The organism is Devosia sp. Leaf64 (assembly GCF_001421945.1).
Lineage (GTDB): Bacteria > Pseudomonadota > Alphaproteobacteria > Rhizobiales > Devosiaceae > Devosia.
The window spans coordinates 59,254-76,107 of sequence record NZ_LMLO01000007.1; the positions used below are offsets into that span (position 1 = coordinate 59,254).

The following is a 16,854-nucleotide window of genomic DNA, read 5'->3' on the forward strand; positions in this document are numbered from 1 at the left end:
GTCGCGGAGCGACACCTCTCCCTTCGGGGGAGAGGTCGGCCCAAAGGGCTCACCGAATTTGCAATCGCGAATTCGGTTGGGGTGAGGGGGCCTTAGCTCACACCCAATCTGGCACGCTATCGAGCGCCAACAATTCTTCGATGCTCTTGCGCGGGCGGATGACGTGCCAGCGGGGGCCGTCCACAAGAACTTCGGGGATCAGGGGGCGGGAATTGTAGGTGGAGGCCATGACGGCCCCATAGGCGCCGGCGCTCATGATGGAGAGCAGATCGCCTTCCTTGACACCGGGGATGGTGCGGCCCTTGGCGAGATAATCGCCGGTTTCGCAGACGGGGCCGACGATGTCGCCGGTGATGGGCGGCAGGTTGGACTGGTTGACCAGTTCGACGTCATGATGGGCTTCGTAAAGCGTTGGGCGGATCAGGTCGTTCATGGCGGCGTCGACGATGATGAAGTTGGACGCGCCTTCCTTCACATATTCGACTTTTGTCACCAAGATTCCGGCATTGCCGACAAGGAGGCGGCCAGGTTCGATAACGAGGGTGCAGCCCAATTGGCCGATCTTGTCGCGGACGACGGCGGCATAAGCTTCCGGATGCGGCGGGGCTTGCTGATCGTGGTGATAGGGAATGCCGAGGCCGCCACCGACGTCGACATGATGGATATCGTGGCCATCTTCGCGCAAGGCCTTTACCAGCTCGGCCATGAGGCCGAAGGCGTTCCCAAAAGGTTCGAGATCGGTGATCTGGCTGCCGATATGCATGTCGACGCCGACGGCCACGATGTTGGGCAGTTCGGCGATGCGCTGGTAGACTTCGCGGGCGCGCTTGAACGGAATGCCGAACTTGTTTTCGCTCTTGCCGGTCGAGATTTTGGCATGGGTACGCGCATCGACATCGGGGTTGATGCGGACCGAGACGCGGGCGGTGAGGCCCATATCCCCAGCGATCATCGAGAGGCGTTCGAGTTCGGGTTCGCTCTCGACGTTGAAACACTTGATGCCGGCGGTTAGGCCCTGGCGCATTTCCGCGACGGTTTTGGCAACGCCAGAGAAGACGATCTTTTTGGCGGGAATGCCGGCCGCGAGGGCGCGCTGGAGTTCGCCGCCGGAGACGACGTCGGCGCCGCAGCCTTCATGGGCCATCAGGGTGAGGACGGCCTGATTGGAATTGGCCTTCATCGCGTAGGCCATCAGCGTCGGGATGCCTTCAAAGGCTTCGCGCACGACGCGAACGTGGCGGCGGAGGGTCGCGGCGGAATAGACGTAGAACGGCGTGCCGACCTTTTCAGCCAGGTCGTTGAGATTGACGTCCTCGGCATAAAGCGTGCCGTCGCGGTGGTTGAAGTGGTGGACCATTTTTCGCCCTTTGGTGCCGCGCTCGCCGCGTGGGTGCTGAACTCTGCGCTTCCCCTAAGCCAAAGGCCCAAAAAACAAAAGTCAGACTTCTCGATCCGTCTCATAAACGGCTTCGATGCGCTCGGCGACGAGGTTTTGGAGGCGCCAGAGGTGGGGGTCGTGGAGGCCCATCTGTTCGAGGTGTTCTACGGTGGCAAAGAGATAGTCGGCCATTGAGCCGCGACTGCCGACGGCCTTGGCGAGAACATCGGCGATCTCGGCTTCGGAGAGGCCCGATATGTAGCGACCTGAGTTTCGGTCGATGCAGAAGGTCAAGGCGTTGATCTTGCGCTCGCCGGAGCGGACGGTGACCATGCGCGGCGGAAAGGCGCTTGGTAGCCAGCTCATTTCGCGCTCGAAAAGTTTGATCAGGCATTCGTCGCGGCGGCCGGGCGGGAGGCGGTAGAGCGCGCCCTTGCAGGCGCCGCCGCGATCGAGTGCCAGCATCAGTCCGGGGTTTTCCTCACTGCCGCGAAAGCGGTTGTTCCAGCCGAGGCAGAAAGCGCGGTGCCAGCCGTGAAGAAGGCCGGTGCGGATTTCGACATAATCGCAGGCGGGTTTCCAGATCAGCGAGCCATAGGCGAAGATCCAGGTTTCGTCCGATGGGTCGGCGTCGCCGAAGAATTTGGCGATGGTGGCGCGGTGGTCGGCTTCGGAGGCTTGGTGCATGCCCTCGGGCGGTGGGGGCAGGTCTTCGCTGACGATTTCGGGCTGGAGATAGGCGACGTGGCGCGGGCTGAGGCGCATCTGTCGCTTGTTTCTTGCCACTCCGCGCTCCGCGTTCGTTATGACAGAAAGGAAGAGCGAATCGAGTTCGCTCGCCGTTCGTGCCATTCGAGCATAGCTCTCATGGCCTTCTCACCTAAAATCGCTCCACCGGAGCGATTTTGCCCTGCGGGCCGGATCGAAGTTATTCAACACCGCCATCGCCATGGCCGCCATGCTTCTTTTTGGTGAGCGGCTGGGGTTGGTGGTCTTCGCCGGTCAGGGTCGATTTCCAGCGGGCGGCCTGAGCCATGACGTTGATGGGGGCAGTGCCGCCATAGGATTTTCGCGCGGCGACGGAGGCTTCTACGGTCAGCACCTTATGGATGCGGCTGTCGATACGCTCATCGATGGTCTTGAAGTCCTCGATGGTGAGGCCTTCGAGGCCGCAGTTTTTCTTTTCGGCGAGGGCGACGATCTGGCCGGTGATGTGGTGGGCGTCGCGGAAGGGGATGTTCAGTTCGCGGACGAGCCAATCGGCTATGTCGGTGGCGGTCGAGAAGCCGGCGGAGGCCGAGGCGTGCATCTTTTCGCGGTTTGGCGCCATGTCGGCGACCATGCCGGTCATGGCGGCGAGCGAGAGGGAGAGCGCGTCGAGGGCGTCGAAGGCGACTTCCTTATCTTCCTGCATGTCCTTGGAATAGGCGAGCGGCAGGCCCTTCATGACGACGAGAAGCGAATTGAGCGAGCCCATGATGCGGCCGATCTTGGCGCGCACGAGTTCGGCGGCGTCCGGATTGCGCTTTTGCGGCATGATGGACGAGCCGGTGGTAAACTTGTCCGAGAGCCGGATGAAGCCGAACTGCGCCGAGGACCAGATGACCATTTCCTCGGCAAAGCGGGAAAGGTGCATGGCGCAGATGGCGGCGGCGGCTAGGGTTTCGAGGATGAAATCGCGGTCGGCAACGGCGTCGAGCGAATTGGCGGTCGGGCGGTCAAAGCCGAGGGCCGTTGCCGTCATGTCGCGATCGATGGGATAGGGCGTGCCGGCGAGGGCGGCGGACCCAAGCGGGTTTTCGTTGAGCCGGCGGCGCGCATCGGTCAAGCGACCGGCATCGCGTCCGAGCATTTCCACATAGGCGAGGAGATGATGGCCGAAGGTGACGGGCTGGGCGTTCTGGAGATGCGTGAAGCCGGGGAGGATGGTTTCGGCTTCTTCCTCGGCGCGCTTGACGAGGGTCAATTGCAGCGTGTGGATCTGGGCGACCAGGTGATCGATGGTGTCGCGGACATAGAGCTTGAAATCGGTGGCGACCTGATCGTTGCGGCTGCGGGCTGTGTGGAGGCGGCCGGCGGCATCGCCGATCTTTTCGCGCAGGCGCGATTCGACATTCATATGAATATCTTCGAGCGCCCGCGAGAATTTGAACGAGCCGTTCTCGATTTCGGCGAGCACCTCGTCTAGACCCGCAAGGATCGCATCGCGATCGGCCTGCGTCAGTATGCCAGTGGCAGCGAGCATTGTGGCATGGGCTTTGGATCCGGCAATATCCTGGCGGAAAAGGCGCTGGTCGAAACCGATCGAAGCGTTGATTTCTTCCATGATGGCGTCGGGGCCGGAAGCGAAACGGCCGCCCCACATCTTGTTGCTCATCTTATGCCTTTCGGGAGTTACCCATGTCGGAAACCAGCCAGCCCAAACCAGCCCGCCGAACAGTGCCGGCGCTTCTGGGGGTGGGGGTCGCAGGTTTGGCGCTAGCTATAGCGGCGTGGATTTATCTCGGCAACACTGCCCAGGCCAACTCATGCCCCGCCAAGATCGCGCAGGCGCAGGTGGTCGATGCGGCGGCCACAGGGGAACTTGCCGCGCTCATGGGCACAGGGGAAGGCCGGGGTTATGCCGACATGGCGTTCAAGGACGAGAGCGGCAAGGCGATGACGCTGGCCGACTTTTCGGGCAAGTCGCTACTCGTCAATTTCTGGGCGAGCTGGTGCGTGCCGTGCCGGGAAGAAATGCCGGCGCTCGACGCGATTGCCGGCGAGTATAATTCGGACAAGTTCCAGGTCGTGCCGATCAATCTCGATATCGGAGAGGGCGGCCTCGGCAAGGCCGAAGAGTTTTTGGCCGAGGGAATATTCCAGAACCTGCCGCTTTATGCCGACAATACGTTTGCCGCCTTCGATCGACTGAAGCGCGAGGCGGTGGCGGTGGGCCTGCCGGCGACGTTGCTGCTCGATCCCGAAGGGTGTGAGATCGCGGTGTTGCAGGGGCCGGCGGAGTGGAACAGCCGCGATGGCAAGGCGGTTATCGACGCGTTGATCGGGCTGAGGGGGTAACAGCCCACGGCTTCCGGATTTGATCCGGGATCCATCTCCAGATTTCAGGATGGGCCCCGGCTCAAGGCCGGGGTGACGACCGAGTTCTGGAACGTGCCTTAGTGCACTCGTGCCTAAACCAAAAGATCGACTTCCGCGCCATTGGTGGGCGTGAGCAGGGCTTTGCTCGGGGTTTCCGAGCGGGCTTCTTCGGCTTGGGCAGCGAGCATCTCGCCGCGGGATTTGGCGACTTGGGCGAGGAGCGAATTGGTGCTGGCGCCATCGCGGAGGGCGAGGCGGGTGACCATGGCATTTGGATTGGTAGCGATGGCGCTGGCCATCGGCGTTACGCCGATTTGTCGATCTGCGTGCCTTGACCGGGCGGGAGCACGGCCTGGGCCGGTTGCAGCAGCATGTCGAGAAGCTGGGTCTGCATATCGTGCTGCTTCTTGACGATCGCGATCTGGACCGACTGATGCGTCTGGGCGCTACGAGCCGCCATGAGGCTGGAGGCGAGGTCGGTATCCATGGCTGATTGTCCTGACGCGATACTTACGAGACGCGGGTTAGGTTAAGGGTTTTGGGTAAAGAAAGTGTCTGCGGAACTCAGGCTTCGTGGCTCCTTACACCCCTCCCGGCCTCCTCGCCTGAATTCGCTCCGCTGGAGCGAATTCCCCAACGGGACGGGTCAGAGCCCATCAAGGGGGAGGTGTGGCGCTTGTGAGTGAGGGTCGTTTATCGCCCGCCGAAAAGCGGAACACTTTTGCGGCGCATCAGTGGGGCGAGGGCGATGCCGGCCAGGAAGCCGCCGATATGAGCCCACCAGGCGACGGGTTCGGTCGATCCTATAAGGACATAGAAAAGCTGGGTGGCGACCCAGAAGCCGAGCATCCAGAAGGCGGGGACGGGCAGCGGAATGGGAATGACGATGCGCGCGAGGACGAAAACGCGCGCATGGGGGAAGAGGAGGATATAGGCGCCCATGACGCCGGCGACAGCGCCGGACGCGCCGATCAGCGGGCCATTGCCGGTCCAGTTGAAAAGGAGATGCGCCAACGCGGCGAGGACAGCGCAGGCGAGGTAAAACACGAGGAAGCGAACGTGTCCGAGCGCATCCTCGATATTGTCCCCGAAGACCCAGAGGAACAGCATATTGGTCAGGAGGTGCAGCCAATCGGCATGAAGGAAGGCATAGGTAAGGAGTGTCGCCCAATCGGGGAGCCAGGGGAGCGGAGCGGGGTAGAGATCGCGGACGACGATCGGGATCATGCCGAAGCGAATGGCGGCCTCATCGATCGCCGAGGGCGGCATCAGCATCTGAATGAGAAAGATCAGGACGTTTAGGCCGATGAGGCCATAGGTGACGGTGGGGAAGCTGACATGGCGGTGCGGGTTGACGTCATGGAGGGGGAGGAACAGGGTTTTTCTCCTTCGACGCGGCGCCTAGGACAGCACAGTGAGACCTGCACGCTGGCCGACTTGAGAAAGCTTTTTGATCAGTTCGACGTCATTGCCCGGCTTGTCCGGGCAATCCAGTTTGCTCGGCCATGGGACAAGCCCGGTGGTGACGAGGGCAAGGTAGTCTGGTTGGGCGAGATCTCAGCCGCCGCGGCCGCCGAAGAAGAAGAGGGCGCCCATGAGGAGAATGATGGCAACGGCCTGGCCCATCACGCGGAGGCGCATCAGGCGCTGACTGGTGTTGGACGAGCCGCCCTTGGTCATGTTCCACAGGCCCATGCCGAGAACGATGACGACGAAAAGGAGGGCCAGCGCGATGCCGATATTGAGAAGAGTGTCCATGAAGACCTGACTTGTGGCGTTCAGCCCTGCATATAGGCGGAAAGGCGCTCCGCCAAGGCATCATAGATGGCACGAATGCGATGGGAGGTGAACAGTTCCCGATGCGTCGTCAGCCATATGGGGAGGGGCGGGATCGCCAGATCGATGGGCAGGATTTCGAGCCCCGGCGTTTGCCGCGCCAGATTGGCTTGGCCGAACCCGATGCCGAGCCCCGCACGGATCGCCTCCCAGAGATGAGGCTGGTCGTCGGAGCGGATGATGAAATTGTCGCGGGTCAGCGGAAAACCGAGTTTTTGGGCGTGCAGGATGATCGCGTCTGACCGATCAAAGCCGAGGAGATCGTGTTTCCAGAGCTCTTCGGCTTTCGTGGGCCGGCCACGGCGCGCGAGATAGCGGTGATGGGCGATAGGAACGACGGGAATATCGCCGAGGTGTTTGGTGACCAGTTCGAGCTGGGTGGGGCGGAACATGCGGACCGCGATATCGGCCTCGCGCATGAGGATATTGCCGGCAGCGTCGGTGGGGACGATTTCGAGCGCGATGCGCGGATGCAGCATGCGAATGGTGTAGAGAATTTCGGGCAGCACATAATTGGAAATCATGGTGCTGGCGGTAATGCGGACGGTGCCGCCGGTATCGTCCTGGGCGCCTTCGGCCATCATGGTGGCTTCGGCCAGTTCGCCCTTGGCGCGGGCAATGGGGCCGTAAAGTTTTAGGGCTGTTTCATTGGGCTTTAGGCCGGAGAGGCTCCGCTCGAAGAGCTGAACGCCGAGTTGGTCTTCGAGCAGTTCAACATGGCGGCCGACTGTGGGCTGGCTGGATTTGAGCGCGCGGGCAGCGCCGGAGAGGGAGCCGTTTTCGATGACGGCGGCAAAGCTGCGCCACAGGGACCAGTCGGGCTCTCTATTCATGGGTGAATATCAAATCTCGAATTTTGCGCAATCGCTATAAATATCTGTAGCGCGCAGAGTGAGCTTCAGCAATCGCACAATGGAGCTGAAGAATGAACAAGGGTAAGGTGACGGTCCTCGGTAGCAATGGCCATATCGGGAATGCGGCGATGATCGCGTTTCGCGATGCGGGGTGGGAGGTTACGGGACTGGGGCGGACAAATCGGCGTCCGGTCAGCGGCACGACGTTTGTCGCGGGTGATGCGGATGATGTCGGGGTGGTGCGGGCCGCGATCGCGGAAGCTGATGTCGTCGTCCATGCGCTCCACCTGCCCTATGACCAATGGGGCAATGGCCGCTCGGAAAAGCAGTTGCAAGTGGTGATCGATGCGCTGGGGACGAGCGGCAAGACGCTGCTGTTTCCGGGCACGATTTACAACTATCGCGCCGGGGACCGGGTCGTTTCGCCAGCGACGCGGCAGAGTGCCGAGGCGCCGCGCGGGGAAATCCGCATCAAACTCGAAACCATGCTGCGGGAGGCTGCTGCGGCGGGCAAGTTTCAGACGATCATTTTGCGCGGTGGCGACTTTTATGGGCCGGGCAATCGCGGCGAATGGTTCGGCGACGGCATGCTCATGGATCTGGGCAAGGGCCGGATCTATCACATGGGCGATCTCGATATGCGCCATAGCTGGGCCTATCTGCCCGATCTGGCGCGGGCCTTTGCGGTGCTGGCCGAAAAGCGCGAGAGTTTGCAGGCGTTCGAGAATTTCCATTTTGCCGGCCATTGGGTCCCGCATCGTCAAGTGATGGCGGCGATAGAAGCCGCACTGCCGCAAAAGGTGAAGGTTGGGGCTTTCCCATGGTGGGGATTGGCGATGATGGGGCTGATCAATCCCGTGATGCGGGATTTGTACCGCATGCGCTATCTCTGGACCCATGAGATGGAGCTGGTCGATCCGCGGCTCGAATCGATATTGGGCGGGGGGTTCTTGACGCCGTTCGAGGTGGCCGTGGCGGCGACAGTGGAGGAGTTTGTGGAGGCGAAGAAGGCGGCTTGAGTTAGGAAGAAGGCCCCCTCAACCGCCGGCTTTGCCGTCGACCTCTACCCCAGAGGGAGAGGTGTCGCTTCGCGACTTTTTTAAAAGCCGACGGCCCGCTTCACATCGTCGGCGGTCCAACCCTCGCTGCGCAGATCGGCGAGGGTTTGGCTGTTTTTGGATTTGGAGAGCTTTTGGCCATCGTCGTCGAGGAGGAGGCGGTGGAAGTAATAGATGGGCGTCGCATAGCCCAGCAGCATCTGGAGGAGGACGTGAATATCGGTGGCCGCTTCCATGTCACGGCCGCGGGTGATGTGGGTGATGCCCTGGGCGGCGTCGTCGACGACCACGCTGAGGTGATAGCTGGTGCCGATGTCCTTGCGCTGAAGCACGACGTCGCCCCAGCGCTGGGGACGGGCGTAGCGGATCTGGGGGCGGTCGGTCAGCGTCGGGCCGATAACAGTATAGGTCAGCATGCCGGCTTCCTCGATCGCGAGATCGGTATGGAGGCGGAACTGGACGGGGTCGCCACGCTCGAAGCGCTCGATGCGCTCGGCATTGGAGAGATGTTTGCAGGTGCCGGGATAGATCGGCGCGCCATCGGGATCGGTGGCGTCGGCATGGGCGGCGATTTCGGCGCGGGTGCAGAAGCAGGGATAAATCAGATCACGCTGGCGCAATCGGTTCGCAGCCTCCGCGTAAACTTCGAAGCGCTCGGACTGGATCATGACCGGTTCGGGCCAGGAGAGGCCAAGCCAATGAAGGTCTTCGACAATCGCTTCGGTAAATTCGGGTTTACAGCGGTTGATGTCGATGTCTTCGATGCGCAAAAGCGCAGTGCCGCCCCAGGTTTTGGCGGCCGTCCAGGTGACGAGTGCGGACAGGGCGTGGCCGAGATGGAGGCGTCCGTTCGGGCTTGGGGCGAAGCGAAGAAGTGGTTTTGACATGGTTATTGCAGTTAGCACTTTCGCGCTGGGCGCGTCACCGCGGATCGACACGCCGGAGGGCGTTGCGGCCCATCTCGATAGCCTGATGGCTTTGGTGCCTCAGCTCATTCCCATGCGTGAGCGGGTCGGCGCGGTCTTGCCGCGGGTCAATCCCAAGGGTTTTGCCGGCATGGCCAAGGTGATTTGCGGGCAGCAGCTTTCGGTGCAAAGCGCGGCGGCGATCTGGGGGCGGTTTTCCCTTTTGCCCGGAGCGCTGGAGCCCGAGAGTTACTTGATGCTCGACGAGGAGACTGTGCGGGGCGCCGGGTTTTCGCGTGGAAAATATGTTGCGGTGCGGACGATTGCCGAGGCAGTGATGGGGGGCGAGCTCAACTTTGCCGAGGTGGATGCGCTGCCGGCAGAGGAAGCGATCAAGGCGCTGGTGGCGCTCAAGGGTATCGGGCCATGGACAGCTGAGGTCTATCTGCTCTTTTGCGCGGCGCATCCCGACATTTTTCCCGCCGGAGACCTGGCGCTCCTCAAGGCCGCGCATCACGGGCTTGACCTTGACGCGCGACCGACGATCAAGGAAATGATCGGGCTTGCCGAGAGCTGGTCGCCGCATCGCTCGGCGGCGGCTCTCTTGTTCTGGCGCTATTTCGCGATGATGCGGGACCGGGAAGGAATTCTTCTATGACCAAGCTTTCGGGTCCGATGATGGCGCCGAAGAATGGGCAGGCGCCGGACAGCGCAGTGGTGCTGCTGCATGGCTATGGTAGCGATGGCAACGACCTCATCGGCCTCGCGCCGCACTGGCAGAGCCTGCTGCCGGGCGCGCTGTTCGTTGCGCCCAATGCGCCGACGCCAACGGGCATGAGCGGGTTTCAATGGTTTTCGATCGACTGGACGGGTGATCGCGTCGCGGGGCGGCAGCGGGGCATTCTGGAAGCGCGGCCGGTGATCGAAGAATTCCTGCGCGATCTCTGGGCCCAGACTGGCATTGCGCCCGAGCGCACAATTCTCGCTGGCTTCAGCCAGGGTGCCATGATGGCGCTTCATACCGGAACGGCGCTCAAGGCGCGGCTGATGGGGGTCATCGGTTTTTCCGGCGCCTATCTGCCGCCCGATGACCTCGGCAACGACATTTTGGCCAAGCCGCCGATCTGCCTTGTCCATGGGGATATGGATCAGGTGGTCGATCCCAATCTTTCAAGCGATGCCAATGCCGTGCTGACCGAGGCCGGTTTTGATGTGAGCTATCACGTCAGCCGCGGCGTGGGGCACGGAATTTCGCCTGACGGACTCAGCTTTGCCAGCGATTTCATTGCGAAAATTGCCGCGAAATAAGTCCTTCATCCCCGCTTCACAGCCCTGACACAAAGGGCTTACTATAAAGGGGCTATGGACTTTACAGATTCCCGCTTCGGGAGACTCTCGTGACCATCCATGTGTCGCCTGAGGCCTGTCCCGCTCTCGTGTTGAACGCCGATTTTCGGCCGCTCAGCTATTACCCGCTCTCGCTATGGTCGTGGCAGGACGCGATCAAGGCGGTGTTCCTCGAGCGGGTCAATATCGTCTCGCTCTATGACACGGTCATCCACTCGCCCAGCTTCGAAATGCGGCTGCCAAGCGTCGTGTCGCTCAAGGATTATGTGAAGCCGGCGCGGCATCCGGCCTTTACCCGCTTCAACGTTTTCCTGCGCGATCGCTTCCAGTGCCAATATTGCGGCTCACGCGATGACCTGACCTTCGATCACGTCATTCCGCGCTCAAAGGGCGGGCTGACGACGTGGGAAAATGTGGTGGCGGCCTGTGCGCCATGCAATCTCAAGAAGGCAAACCGTTTACCGAGCGAGATCAAGATGTTCCCGCATCAGGCGCCGTTCGCGCCAACGGTGCATGATCTTCATAATAACGGTCGCGCGTTCCCGCCGAACCATTTGCACAAGAGCTGGCTCGATTATCTCTATTGGGACATCGAGCTCGAGCCCTGAGGGCATCGATGGTCATGCGGACTTGCTGCAAGCCCATCCAATAACTATTATTGGATGGAGTTTGAAGGAGATCTCGACATGGCGATCAGTGCGGATCTGGGTGCGACGCTCGAAAAGGTCGTGAACGATCTTGTCGAAAACGGGCGGTATAATTCCAAGAGCGAAGTTCTGCGCGAAGGTGTGCGGCTGGTGCAAGAGCGCGAGGCGCGATTGCGGGAACTGGACGAGAAGATCGCTGTAGGGCTAGCGCAAGCTGACGCTGGATTGCTTATACCTGCAGAAGAAGTTTTTGCCGAGCTTCGGCAACTCGTTGCCGACCTGGCCAAGAAAGCTTCTTGATCGTTGTTCAGCTCACCCCGGCCGCCGTCGAGGACCTTGCTGATATAGCGCGATTTATTGTGGTCGACAGCCCCAGCCGTGCGGCCAGTTTCGTCCAGGAACTGGTCGAAGCTTGTGAAGGGCTAGCGGACCACCCCGAGCGATTTGCAATGTTAGATCGCTATGAACACAAGGCCTTGCGGCGACGACCGATTGGACAATATCTGATCGTCTACCGCATCCTGAATTCGGGCGTCGAGGTTATCCGCGTGCTTTCGGCCTGGCAGGATCTTGATGACGCTTTGGACGGCCTTTAGCCCTTCCTCCGCGCTTGAAACAGCATCGCGGCGATTAGGAGCACCACCATCGCCAGAGAGATCAGGGCGTTGTAGCCGGCGAGGGAAATGCCGAGGAAGCGGAACTGGACGACGTCGCAGCCGATGACGGGCGTCATGTTGTTGAGCTGATCAAAGCTCATGGGGCCGCCGACGCCAGTGCAGGCCGTGGGGCCGGGCCAGAAACGCCATTCGACGCCTGCATGGTAGGCGCCCATATAGGTGCCCCAGGCGAAGATCGCGGTGGCGATGGCCATGGCGGTATACCAGACAGGCAGCGGCAGGCGGTTCCAGAGGATGAAAATGAGCGCGAGAAGCGGCAGGCCCCAATAGTAGGCGAGGCGCTGTTCGAGGCAGAGCTCGCAGGGCTGCAGGCCCCCGATATATTGGCTGCCAAGGGCGCCCAGAATGGTCGCGAAGCCGAGAAAGAATGCTGCGCCGGTGGCGAGCTTGTCGAGGGGGCGGGAGGCCAGAGTTGCCATGAAAATTCTCAAGTGACGCTTGGAGTGGGTGCGATATCTCCGCTTTACGGCAAAAACCAGCGGAGCACGGGGACGTGATCAGCTCTTCGGTGGAATACCAAGCTTGGCCGCAAGCGCCATGGCATTTGCCGGCGCATGCAGTTTGTCCTCGTGAACGAAATAGGCATAGGTGTCCACGCCCGCATCGCGCCAGCCGGTGATGGTTGTGGCGAGATCGTTGATGTCCGCGTCCTCGTAACCACTGGCGTCCGGCCGGGCTGGGCCTTGCAGGCGGCAATAGGCGAAATCGGCGGTCAGGTCACGGTTGGGGTTGTCGATCGTATCGGCGATGACGCGGGCGACGTTGTGTTCGCGCAGCAGCGCATCGACATCTGCCGTATAAAAGCTCGGATGGCGCATTTCCACGGCGTGCCGGAAATTAGTGAGGCCATTGGCCTCGAGATAGGGCGGTGCCTTTGCGCCGTCCGCTTTGCTGGCCAAAGCGAGATAACTGTCGATTTCGCGGGGCAGAGCAGCGAGGAACGCTGAAAAGCTCGTCGGATCGTAGCTGAGATTGGGCGGCAACTGCCAGACAAAGGGCCCGAGGCGATCTCCAAGCGCAAGCGGGCCGGAGGCGAAGAAACCGGCGAGGGCTTCGGTCACGTTCTTGAGCCGCTTGATATGGGTGACAAGCTGCGGGCCTTTGACCGAGAACTGAAACCCTTCAGGCGTCTCGGCGGCCCATTTCGCAAAGCTTTCGGGCTTCTGGTTGCCGCGAAAGGTGGCGTTGATCTCGATGCTGGTCAGATGCCGGCTGGCATAGTTGAGTTCTTTTTTCTGCACGAGCCCTTCGGGAAAGAAGGTGCCGCGCCAGGGCGCAAAGACCCAGCCTGCCGCACCTGTGCGGATCGTTCCCGTTTTGCTCATGTGCACTCCCCTTTGCCCCGAGCTTGGCTGAGAGCGATGTGATTGGCAATCTCGGCTTGTGATCGGGGATGGTCAGGATCTGGTAATGCTTTTTTGCCTTATTGGTCCTTATGGTGAACGAAGTCTTTCGGGGGCCGGATTGCGCGTGAACAAGCTTTTGTCGACTGCCGCCTTCGCCTTGCTGGCCAATTCCGCATTGGCCTGCGAGAGCCTCGACATGATGCCCGGCGGGACGATCGTCGAAGTGACCGATGGCGACACGGTGGTTCTGAACGATGGGCGCAAGGTGCGGCTGATCGGGACGCAGGCGCCAAAACTACCGCTCGGCCGGGAAGGTTTTGAGACCTGGCCGCTGGCGCCCGAAGCGCAAAAGGTGCTGTCCGATCTTTCGCTCAACAAGCCCGCTCGGCTCGGTTTTGGTGGCGAACGCATCGACCGCTATGACCGCGCGCTGGCGCATCTCTTCGTCGAGACGGCATATGGGGAAATCTGGGCGCAGCTTTTCATGGTCGAACAGGGCTTGGCGCGGGTCTATTCGTTCCCCGACAATCGCGCCTGTCTCGATCAGCTTTTTGCCGCCGAGGCGCGGGCGCGCACGGAGCGGCTTGGCATTTGGAGCAATCCCTATTACAGCGTGCGGGCGGCGGACCGACCGGACGAGTTGCTGAATCGGGTTGGACATTATGAGCTGGTGGAAGGCAGGGTTTTCCTCGCCGACCGGTCTGGCTCTCGTGTCTACCTCAATTTTGGCCGCTTCTGGAAAGAAGACTTCACCGCTGTGATCGAGGCTCCGGCCATGCGCCTTTTCGAGGCGGATGGCATGGATCCGACGGTGCTTGAGGGGGCGCTGGTTCGCATTAGAGGATGGGTGGACGATCGGGATGGTCCACGCATCGAAATCACCCATCCCGAGCAGATCGAGGTTTTGGCGACGCGATGACGGCGCTTTCTCTATCCAAGTCACTGCGCCTCGGCGCCCTAGCTTTGTCCGTCCTGGCTGTCGCGTCGTGCTCGTCGCTGACCGGGAAGTCTGTTGCCGTCACCAAGACCGGCGACAATCCCGCACCCATGGTCGTGCCGGAAGGCACGGAGCCCGATGATGTCGTCATAGGACGCCGCGAGCATCCTCGGATCATCGCCGCCTATGGCGGGGTCTATTCGGACCGCGAAGCCGAGATTATGGTGGCGCGGATCGTCGGACGCCTTTTGGCGGCGGCCAACCAGCCCAATGCGCAATTCCAGGTAACGATTCTCGACACGTCCGAGGTTAATGCCTTCGCTCTGCCGGGCGGATATATCTATGTGACGCGCGGCATTCTGGCGCTGGCCTCGGATACGAGCGAGCTGGCAGCGGTTCTGGCGCATGAAATTGCGCACGTGACGCTGCGCCATGCGCGCGCGCGCACGGACAAGACACGGACGACGCAGATCGTCGATCGCGTCATCACCGGGATTTTTGGTGGCGACACATCGACGGATGCGACGGCGAACCGGACGCGAGAATCGCTAGCGGCCTTTGGTCAGCAGCAGGAACTTGAAGCGGATCGCGAAGGCATCAAGTTTGCCGGCAAGGCGGGCTTTGATCCGCAGGCCGCGGCGCGCTTCCTTGGCGTAATGAGCCGGTTTGCGACATTCTCGGCCGGCGAGAATGCGGGCGACAACGGGTTCCTCTCGTCGCACCCGTCGACGCCGCAGCGTATTCAGAAGGCCATGGAAACGGCCCAGCAGATGTTTGGGACGGCGCCTGTCGGTGAGACGGATCGCGCAGGCTATATGGCCGCGATCTCGGGGCTCGCCTTTGGCGACAGCCCATCGCAGGGCTCGATCGTCGGCAACCGCTTCATCCAGTCGGGTTCAAAATTTACCTTCACGGTTCCGCAGGGCTATACGCTGCAGACGGCGCAGAGCGCGGTGGTTGGGGTTGCTGGCGATGGCGAAGCGGTGCGCTTCGACAGCGCCGATGTGCAGCCTAACATGCCGCTGACGGATTATCTGAAGTCCGGCTGGATCGCCGGGCTCAAGTCCGAGACGGTCACCTCGCACACCTATAACGGCATCGAGATGGCTTCGGGTCTGGCGCAGACAGAGCAGTGGTTCTTCCGCGTCGCCGTGATGCGGCTCGATGGCGCGGTCTATCGGTTCATTTTTGCCGCCAAGGCCGATAGCCAGCGTTTTGCCGCTGGGGCCGATGCGACGATCAAGAGCTTCCGTCGTGCCGAAGCCGGCGATCTCAACCAGATCCGCAAGCTTTCGATGCGCGTGTTGACAGCCAAGGCCGGCGATACGGCAGACAAGTTGGCCGCGCAGATGTCCGGCGTTCCCGGTGGCCGCGACCTCTTCTACATCCTCAACAATCTTTATCCGGGCGATCCGGTCAAGGTTGGCGAGCGCTATAAGGTCGTGGGGCCGAACTAGGGTGTGTGGGTATTCAGGTGATGGTTGGCTGCAAACACCAGTTTTCTGCGCTTCCGGTGCTCACGTACCCAAACGTACGCTCCGCTCCGGGTCTTGAAAACCGCCGTTTTCTCCTAACCCTGACCTGAATCCCCACACACCCTAGGCCCTATTAGAGCAAATCACAGAGAGCCGCGATGAGCGGTTCGTCGGCGGGCGGCATGGGGTAATCGCGTAGCGCCTGCGGGCGGACCCATTTGAGCGCTTTGTGCTCATTGGTCTGCGGCGTGCCCTGCCAGCGGCGACAGACATAGAGCGGCATCAGGAGATGCATGTGCTCATAGGAATGGCTGGCGAAAGAGAGGGGCGCCAGACAGGCTTCCTTGGTCTCGACGGCCAATTCCTCGCGCAGTTCGCGGATGAGTGCTGCCTCGGGCGTTTCGCCTTGTTCGACCTTGCCACCGGGAAATTCCCACATGCCTGCCATATGCTTGCCTTCAGGGCGCTGGGCGATGAGGACGCGGCGGTCGGCGTCGACGAGAGCGCAGGCAACGACCAGCAGGATGGGCTTGGCTTCACTCACTTGACCGCTCCCGGGATGCGATAGGTGTAATCGTATTGATGGGTGAAACCGAGCTTTTGGTAGAGCGCCTGGGCGCCGGGATTGTCGGCCTGGACATTGAGGGCGGCGGTTTCCGCGCCCTTGGATTTGGCCCAGTTGAGGCCCGTCTGCATCATAGCGGCAGCAAGACCCTGGCGGCGGCGGGTGGGGTCGGTGATGACATTGCCTGTGATGACAATGTCGTTGGAAATGGCCATTAGACCGGAGGCGACGGGCTCGCTATCCCGATAAACGACGATGCCGGTCGCGGGGACGGCCATGACGCCAAGAAGGGCTTTCATGCCCGCAAGGACCGGTTCGGAATAATTCTGAAGTTTTTGCTGGACCGCGATGAATGCCGGATCGAGCACGGAGAAGAGTTTTGCCTCGCTGTCCTGCTCGTGATCGGCAATAGGCATCGCATAGAGATAGGAATGATCGATCGTGTCCCAGCCGGCGTCATCGAGCGCTTCATTAAGTGCGGGGGCGGAGAGTGGGGTGATCCGGAAGACCGGTTTGACGCCACGGACGACCAGCCAGGAACTCGCGCCGATGATGCGATCTTCGACATCGGCGTCGTCATTGGGGTCAAAGCACTGCACGGAATTGGCCCGCTTGGTGTAGCCGCCGGCGGCGCGGCGCACCCAATTGCCGTCCCACTTCACCTCGATGCCGGGCCAGGCTTCTAGGCCGGCGCGTTCGAAGGTTTCGACGGAGGGGAGGGGGGCGGCTTGTTCTGGCATGGTCCTGT

At 61.4% G+C, this 16,854-nt stretch carries 22 protein-coding genes; 9 read left to right on the top strand and 13 right to left on the bottom strand.

All coding sequences use genetic code 11. From position 1 onward, the window contains the following. Positions 1 to 97: 97 nt before the first annotated feature. The 3 genes from lysA to argH form a co-directional block, all read right to left on the bottom strand. On the bottom strand, positions 98 to 1,357 hold the full coding sequence (gene lysA / locus ASE94_RS05160; protein ID WP_062629486.1) for a diaminopimelate decarboxylase: 1,260 nt from the start codon (positions 1,355 to 1,357) through the stop codon (positions 98 to 100). Between the two features lie 81 nt (positions 1,358 to 1,438). After that, positions 1,439 to 2,164, bottom strand: a complete 726-nt coding sequence (locus tag ASE94_RS05165) for a gamma-glutamylcyclotransferase (RefSeq protein ID WP_162236047.1) — start codon at positions 2,162 to 2,164, stop codon at positions 1,439 to 1,441. Between the two features lie 142 nt (positions 2,165 to 2,306). Next, the gene (argH, locus tag ASE94_RS05170) at positions 2,307 to 3,755 is read right to left on the bottom strand and encodes an argininosuccinate lyase (protein WP_082460933.1); all 1,449 of its coding nucleotides are present in this window, start codon (positions 3,753 to 3,755) and stop codon (positions 2,307 to 2,309) included. Positions 3,756 to 3,778: 23 nt separating this feature from the next. On the opposite strand from argH, the gene ASE94_RS05175 reads away from it, so the two are divergent. Next, entirely contained in the window at positions 3,779 to 4,438 is a 660-nt protein-coding gene (locus ASE94_RS05175) for a TlpA disulfide reductase family protein (RefSeq protein WP_062629488.1), read from the top strand. A 113-nt stretch (positions 4,439 to 4,551) separates the two neighbouring features. Here the strand turns inward: ASE94_RS05175 and ASE94_RS05180 are convergent, their stop codons facing one another. The 5 genes from ASE94_RS05180 to ASE94_RS05200 all read right to left on the bottom strand — a co-directional run bounded on the left by ASE94_RS05180 (position 4,552) and on the right by ASE94_RS05200 (position 7,128). After that, complete coding sequence (locus ASE94_RS05180; protein WP_061908190.1) at positions 4,552 to 4,758, bottom strand: hypothetical protein; 207 nt, start codon at positions 4,756 to 4,758, stop codon at positions 4,552 to 4,554. 5 nt (positions 4,759 to 4,763) lie between these two features. Beyond that, positions 4,764 to 4,946 carry a putative motility protein gene (locus ASE94_RS05185; protein WP_046143266.1) on the bottom strand — a complete coding sequence of 61 codons (183 nt, stop codon included), beginning with the start codon at positions 4,944 to 4,946 and terminating at the stop codon, positions 4,764 to 4,766. Positions 4,947 to 5,152: 206 nt separating this feature from the next. After that, on the bottom strand, positions 5,153 to 5,734 hold the full coding sequence (locus tag ASE94_RS05190; RefSeq protein ID WP_200913595.1) for a rhomboid family intramembrane serine protease: 582 nt from the start codon (positions 5,732 to 5,734) through the stop codon (positions 5,153 to 5,155). Positions 5,735 to 6,016: 282 nt separating this feature from the next. Further along, entirely contained in the window at positions 6,017 to 6,217 is a 201-nt protein-coding gene (locus tag ASE94_RS05195; protein ID WP_061908188.1) for a twin transmembrane helix small protein, read from the bottom strand. 20 nt (positions 6,218 to 6,237) lie between these two features. Further along, complete coding sequence (locus tag ASE94_RS05200) at positions 6,238 to 7,128, bottom strand: LysR family transcriptional regulator (protein ID WP_062629490.1); 891 nt, start codon at positions 7,126 to 7,128, stop codon at positions 6,238 to 6,240. A 92-nt stretch (positions 7,129 to 7,220) separates the two neighbouring features. Between ASE94_RS05200 and ASE94_RS05205 the strand changes: the two genes are divergently transcribed. Next, entirely contained in the window at positions 7,221 to 8,168 is a 948-nt protein-coding gene (locus tag ASE94_RS05205) for an NAD-dependent epimerase/dehydratase family protein (RefSeq protein WP_062629491.1), read from the top strand. Positions 8,169 to 8,248: 80 nt separating this feature from the next. On the opposite strand, the gene gluQRS is transcribed toward ASE94_RS05205, so the two are convergent. Beyond that, on the bottom strand, positions 8,249 to 9,094 hold the full coding sequence (gluQRS, locus tag ASE94_RS05210) for a tRNA glutamyl-Q(34) synthetase GluQRS (protein WP_062629492.1): 846 nt from the start codon (positions 9,092 to 9,094) through the stop codon (positions 8,249 to 8,251). Between gluQRS and ASE94_RS05215 the strand changes: the two genes are divergently transcribed. The 5 genes from ASE94_RS05215 (at position 9,093) to ASE94_RS05235 (ending at position 11,702) form a co-directional block, all read left to right on the top strand. After that, positions 9,093 to 9,770, top strand: coding sequence for a DNA-3-methyladenine glycosylase (locus ASE94_RS05215; protein WP_062629493.1), 678 nt, complete (start codon positions 9,093 to 9,095; stop codon positions 9,768 to 9,770). The two genes, gluQRS and ASE94_RS05215, sit on opposite strands and share 2 nt — an antisense overlap. Next, entirely contained in the window at positions 9,767 to 10,420 is a 654-nt protein-coding gene (locus ASE94_RS05220) for an alpha/beta hydrolase (protein ID WP_062629494.1), read from the top strand. Before ASE94_RS05215 ends, ASE94_RS05220 begins: the two co-directional genes overlap by 4 nt. Positions 10,421 to 10,509: 89 nt before the next feature. After that, the gene (locus ASE94_RS05225) at positions 10,510 to 11,067 is read left to right on the top strand and encodes an HNH endonuclease (RefSeq protein WP_062629495.1); all 558 of its coding nucleotides are present in this window, start codon (positions 10,510 to 10,512) and stop codon (positions 11,065 to 11,067) included. A 78-nt stretch (positions 11,068 to 11,145) separates the two neighbouring features. Further along, complete coding sequence (locus ASE94_RS05230) at positions 11,146 to 11,406, top strand: type II toxin-antitoxin system ParD family antitoxin (protein ID WP_062629558.1); 261 nt, start codon at positions 11,146 to 11,148, stop codon at positions 11,404 to 11,406. Continuing rightward, entirely contained in the window at positions 11,403 to 11,702 is a 300-nt protein-coding gene (locus tag ASE94_RS05235; RefSeq protein ID WP_062629496.1) for a type II toxin-antitoxin system RelE/ParE family toxin, read from the top strand. The genes ASE94_RS05230 and ASE94_RS05235 overlap by 4 nt, the downstream gene beginning before the upstream one ends. On the opposite strand, the gene ASE94_RS05240 is transcribed toward ASE94_RS05235, so the two are convergent. After that, positions 11,699 to 12,202: a disulfide bond formation protein B gene (locus ASE94_RS05240; protein WP_062629497.1), complete on the bottom strand. Its 504-nt coding sequence runs from the start codon at positions 12,200 to 12,202 to the stop codon at positions 11,699 to 11,701. The two genes, ASE94_RS05235 and ASE94_RS05240, sit on opposite strands and share 4 nt — an antisense overlap. Before the next feature lie 78 nt (positions 12,203 to 12,280). After that, entirely contained in the window at positions 12,281 to 13,108 is an 828-nt protein-coding gene (locus ASE94_RS05245) for a DUF72 domain-containing protein (RefSeq protein ID WP_062629498.1), read from the bottom strand. A 145-nt stretch (positions 13,109 to 13,253) separates the two neighbouring features. Here ASE94_RS05245 and ASE94_RS05250 point away from each other — a divergent pair, with 145 nt between their 5' ends. Together ASE94_RS05250 and ASE94_RS05255 are read left to right on the top strand one after the other, a co-directional pair. Beyond that, a complete protein-coding gene (locus ASE94_RS05250) occupies positions 13,254 to 14,048 on the top strand; it encodes a thermonuclease family protein (protein ID WP_244483976.1) in 795 nt (264 codons plus the stop codon). After that, entirely contained in the window at positions 14,045 to 15,523 is a 1,479-nt protein-coding gene (locus tag ASE94_RS05255) for a M48 family metalloprotease (protein ID WP_062629499.1), read from the top strand. The genes ASE94_RS05250 and ASE94_RS05255 overlap by 4 nt, the downstream gene beginning before the upstream one ends. A 151-nt stretch (positions 15,524 to 15,674) precedes the next feature. Here ASE94_RS05255 and mutT read toward each other — a convergent pair whose 3' ends face one another. Beyond that, entirely contained in the window at positions 15,675 to 16,085 is a 411-nt protein-coding gene (gene mutT / locus ASE94_RS05260; protein WP_062629500.1) for an 8-oxo-dGTP diphosphatase MutT, read from the bottom strand. Beyond that, a complete protein-coding gene (locus ASE94_RS05265) occupies positions 16,082 to 16,846 on the bottom strand; it encodes a GNAT family N-acetyltransferase (RefSeq protein ID WP_062629501.1) in 765 nt (254 codons plus the stop codon). Before ASE94_RS05265 ends, mutT begins: the two co-directional genes overlap by 4 nt. Between the last annotated feature and the right edge of the window lie 8 nt (positions 16,847 to 16,854).

Excerpts from the sequence above, each read along its gene's own strand:
- ASE94_RS05255 (WP_062629499.1), top strand. The coding sequence starts at position 14,045 with ATGACGGCGCTTTCTCTATCCAAGTCACTGCGCCTCGGCGCCCTAGCT.
- ASE94_RS05265 (WP_062629501.1), bottom strand. The coding sequence starts at position 16,846 with ATGCCAGAACAAGCCGCCCCCCTCCCCTCCGTCGAAACCTTCGAACGC.
- ASE94_RS05230 (WP_062629558.1), top strand. The coding sequence starts at position 11,146 with ATGGCGATCAGTGCGGATCTGGGTGCGACGCTCGAAAAGGTCGTGAAC.
- argH (WP_082460933.1), bottom strand. The coding sequence starts at position 3,755 with ATGAGCAACAAGATGTGGGGCGGCCGTTTCGCTTCCGGCCCCGACGCC.
- ASE94_RS05180 (WP_061908190.1), bottom strand. The coding sequence starts at position 4,758 with ATGGCCAGCGCCATCGCTACCAATCCAAATGCCATGGTCACCCGCCTC.
- ASE94_RS05220 (WP_062629494.1), top strand. The coding sequence starts at position 9,767 with ATGACCAAGCTTTCGGGTCCGATGATGGCGCCGAAGAATGGGCAGGCG.
- ASE94_RS05190 (WP_200913595.1), bottom strand. The coding sequence starts at position 5,734 with ATGCTGATGCCGCCCTCGGCGATCGATGAGGCCGCCATTCGCTTCGGC.
- gluQRS (WP_062629492.1), bottom strand. The coding sequence starts at position 9,094 with ATGTCAAAACCACTTCTTCGCTTCGCCCCAAGCCCGAACGGACGCCTC.
- ASE94_RS05215 (WP_062629493.1), top strand. The coding sequence starts at position 9,093 with ATGGTTATTGCAGTTAGCACTTTCGCGCTGGGCGCGTCACCGCGGATC.
- ASE94_RS05240 (WP_062629497.1), bottom strand. The coding sequence starts at position 12,202 with ATGGCAACTCTGGCCTCCCGCCCCCTCGACAAGCTCGCCACCGGCGCA.
- ASE94_RS05185 (WP_046143266.1), bottom strand. The coding sequence starts at position 4,946 with ATGGATACCGACCTCGCCTCCAGCCTCATGGCGGCTCGTAGCGCCCAG.
- lysA (WP_062629486.1), bottom strand. The coding sequence starts at position 1,357 with ATGGTCCACCACTTCAACCACCGCGACGGCACGCTTTATGCCGAGGAC.
- ASE94_RS05175 (WP_062629488.1), top strand. The coding sequence starts at position 3,779 with ATGTCGGAAACCAGCCAGCCCAAACCAGCCCGCCGAACAGTGCCGGCG.
- ASE94_RS05200 (WP_062629490.1), bottom strand. The coding sequence starts at position 7,128 with ATGAATAGAGAGCCCGACTGGTCCCTGTGGCGCAGCTTTGCCGCCGTC.
- ASE94_RS05195 (WP_061908188.1), bottom strand. The coding sequence starts at position 6,217 with ATGGACACTCTTCTCAATATCGGCATCGCGCTGGCCCTCCTTTTCGTC.
- ASE94_RS05205 (WP_062629491.1), top strand. The coding sequence starts at position 7,221 with ATGAACAAGGGTAAGGTGACGGTCCTCGGTAGCAATGGCCATATCGGG.
- ASE94_RS05245 (WP_062629498.1), bottom strand. The coding sequence starts at position 13,108 with ATGAGCAAAACGGGAACGATCCGCACAGGTGCGGCAGGCTGGGTCTTT.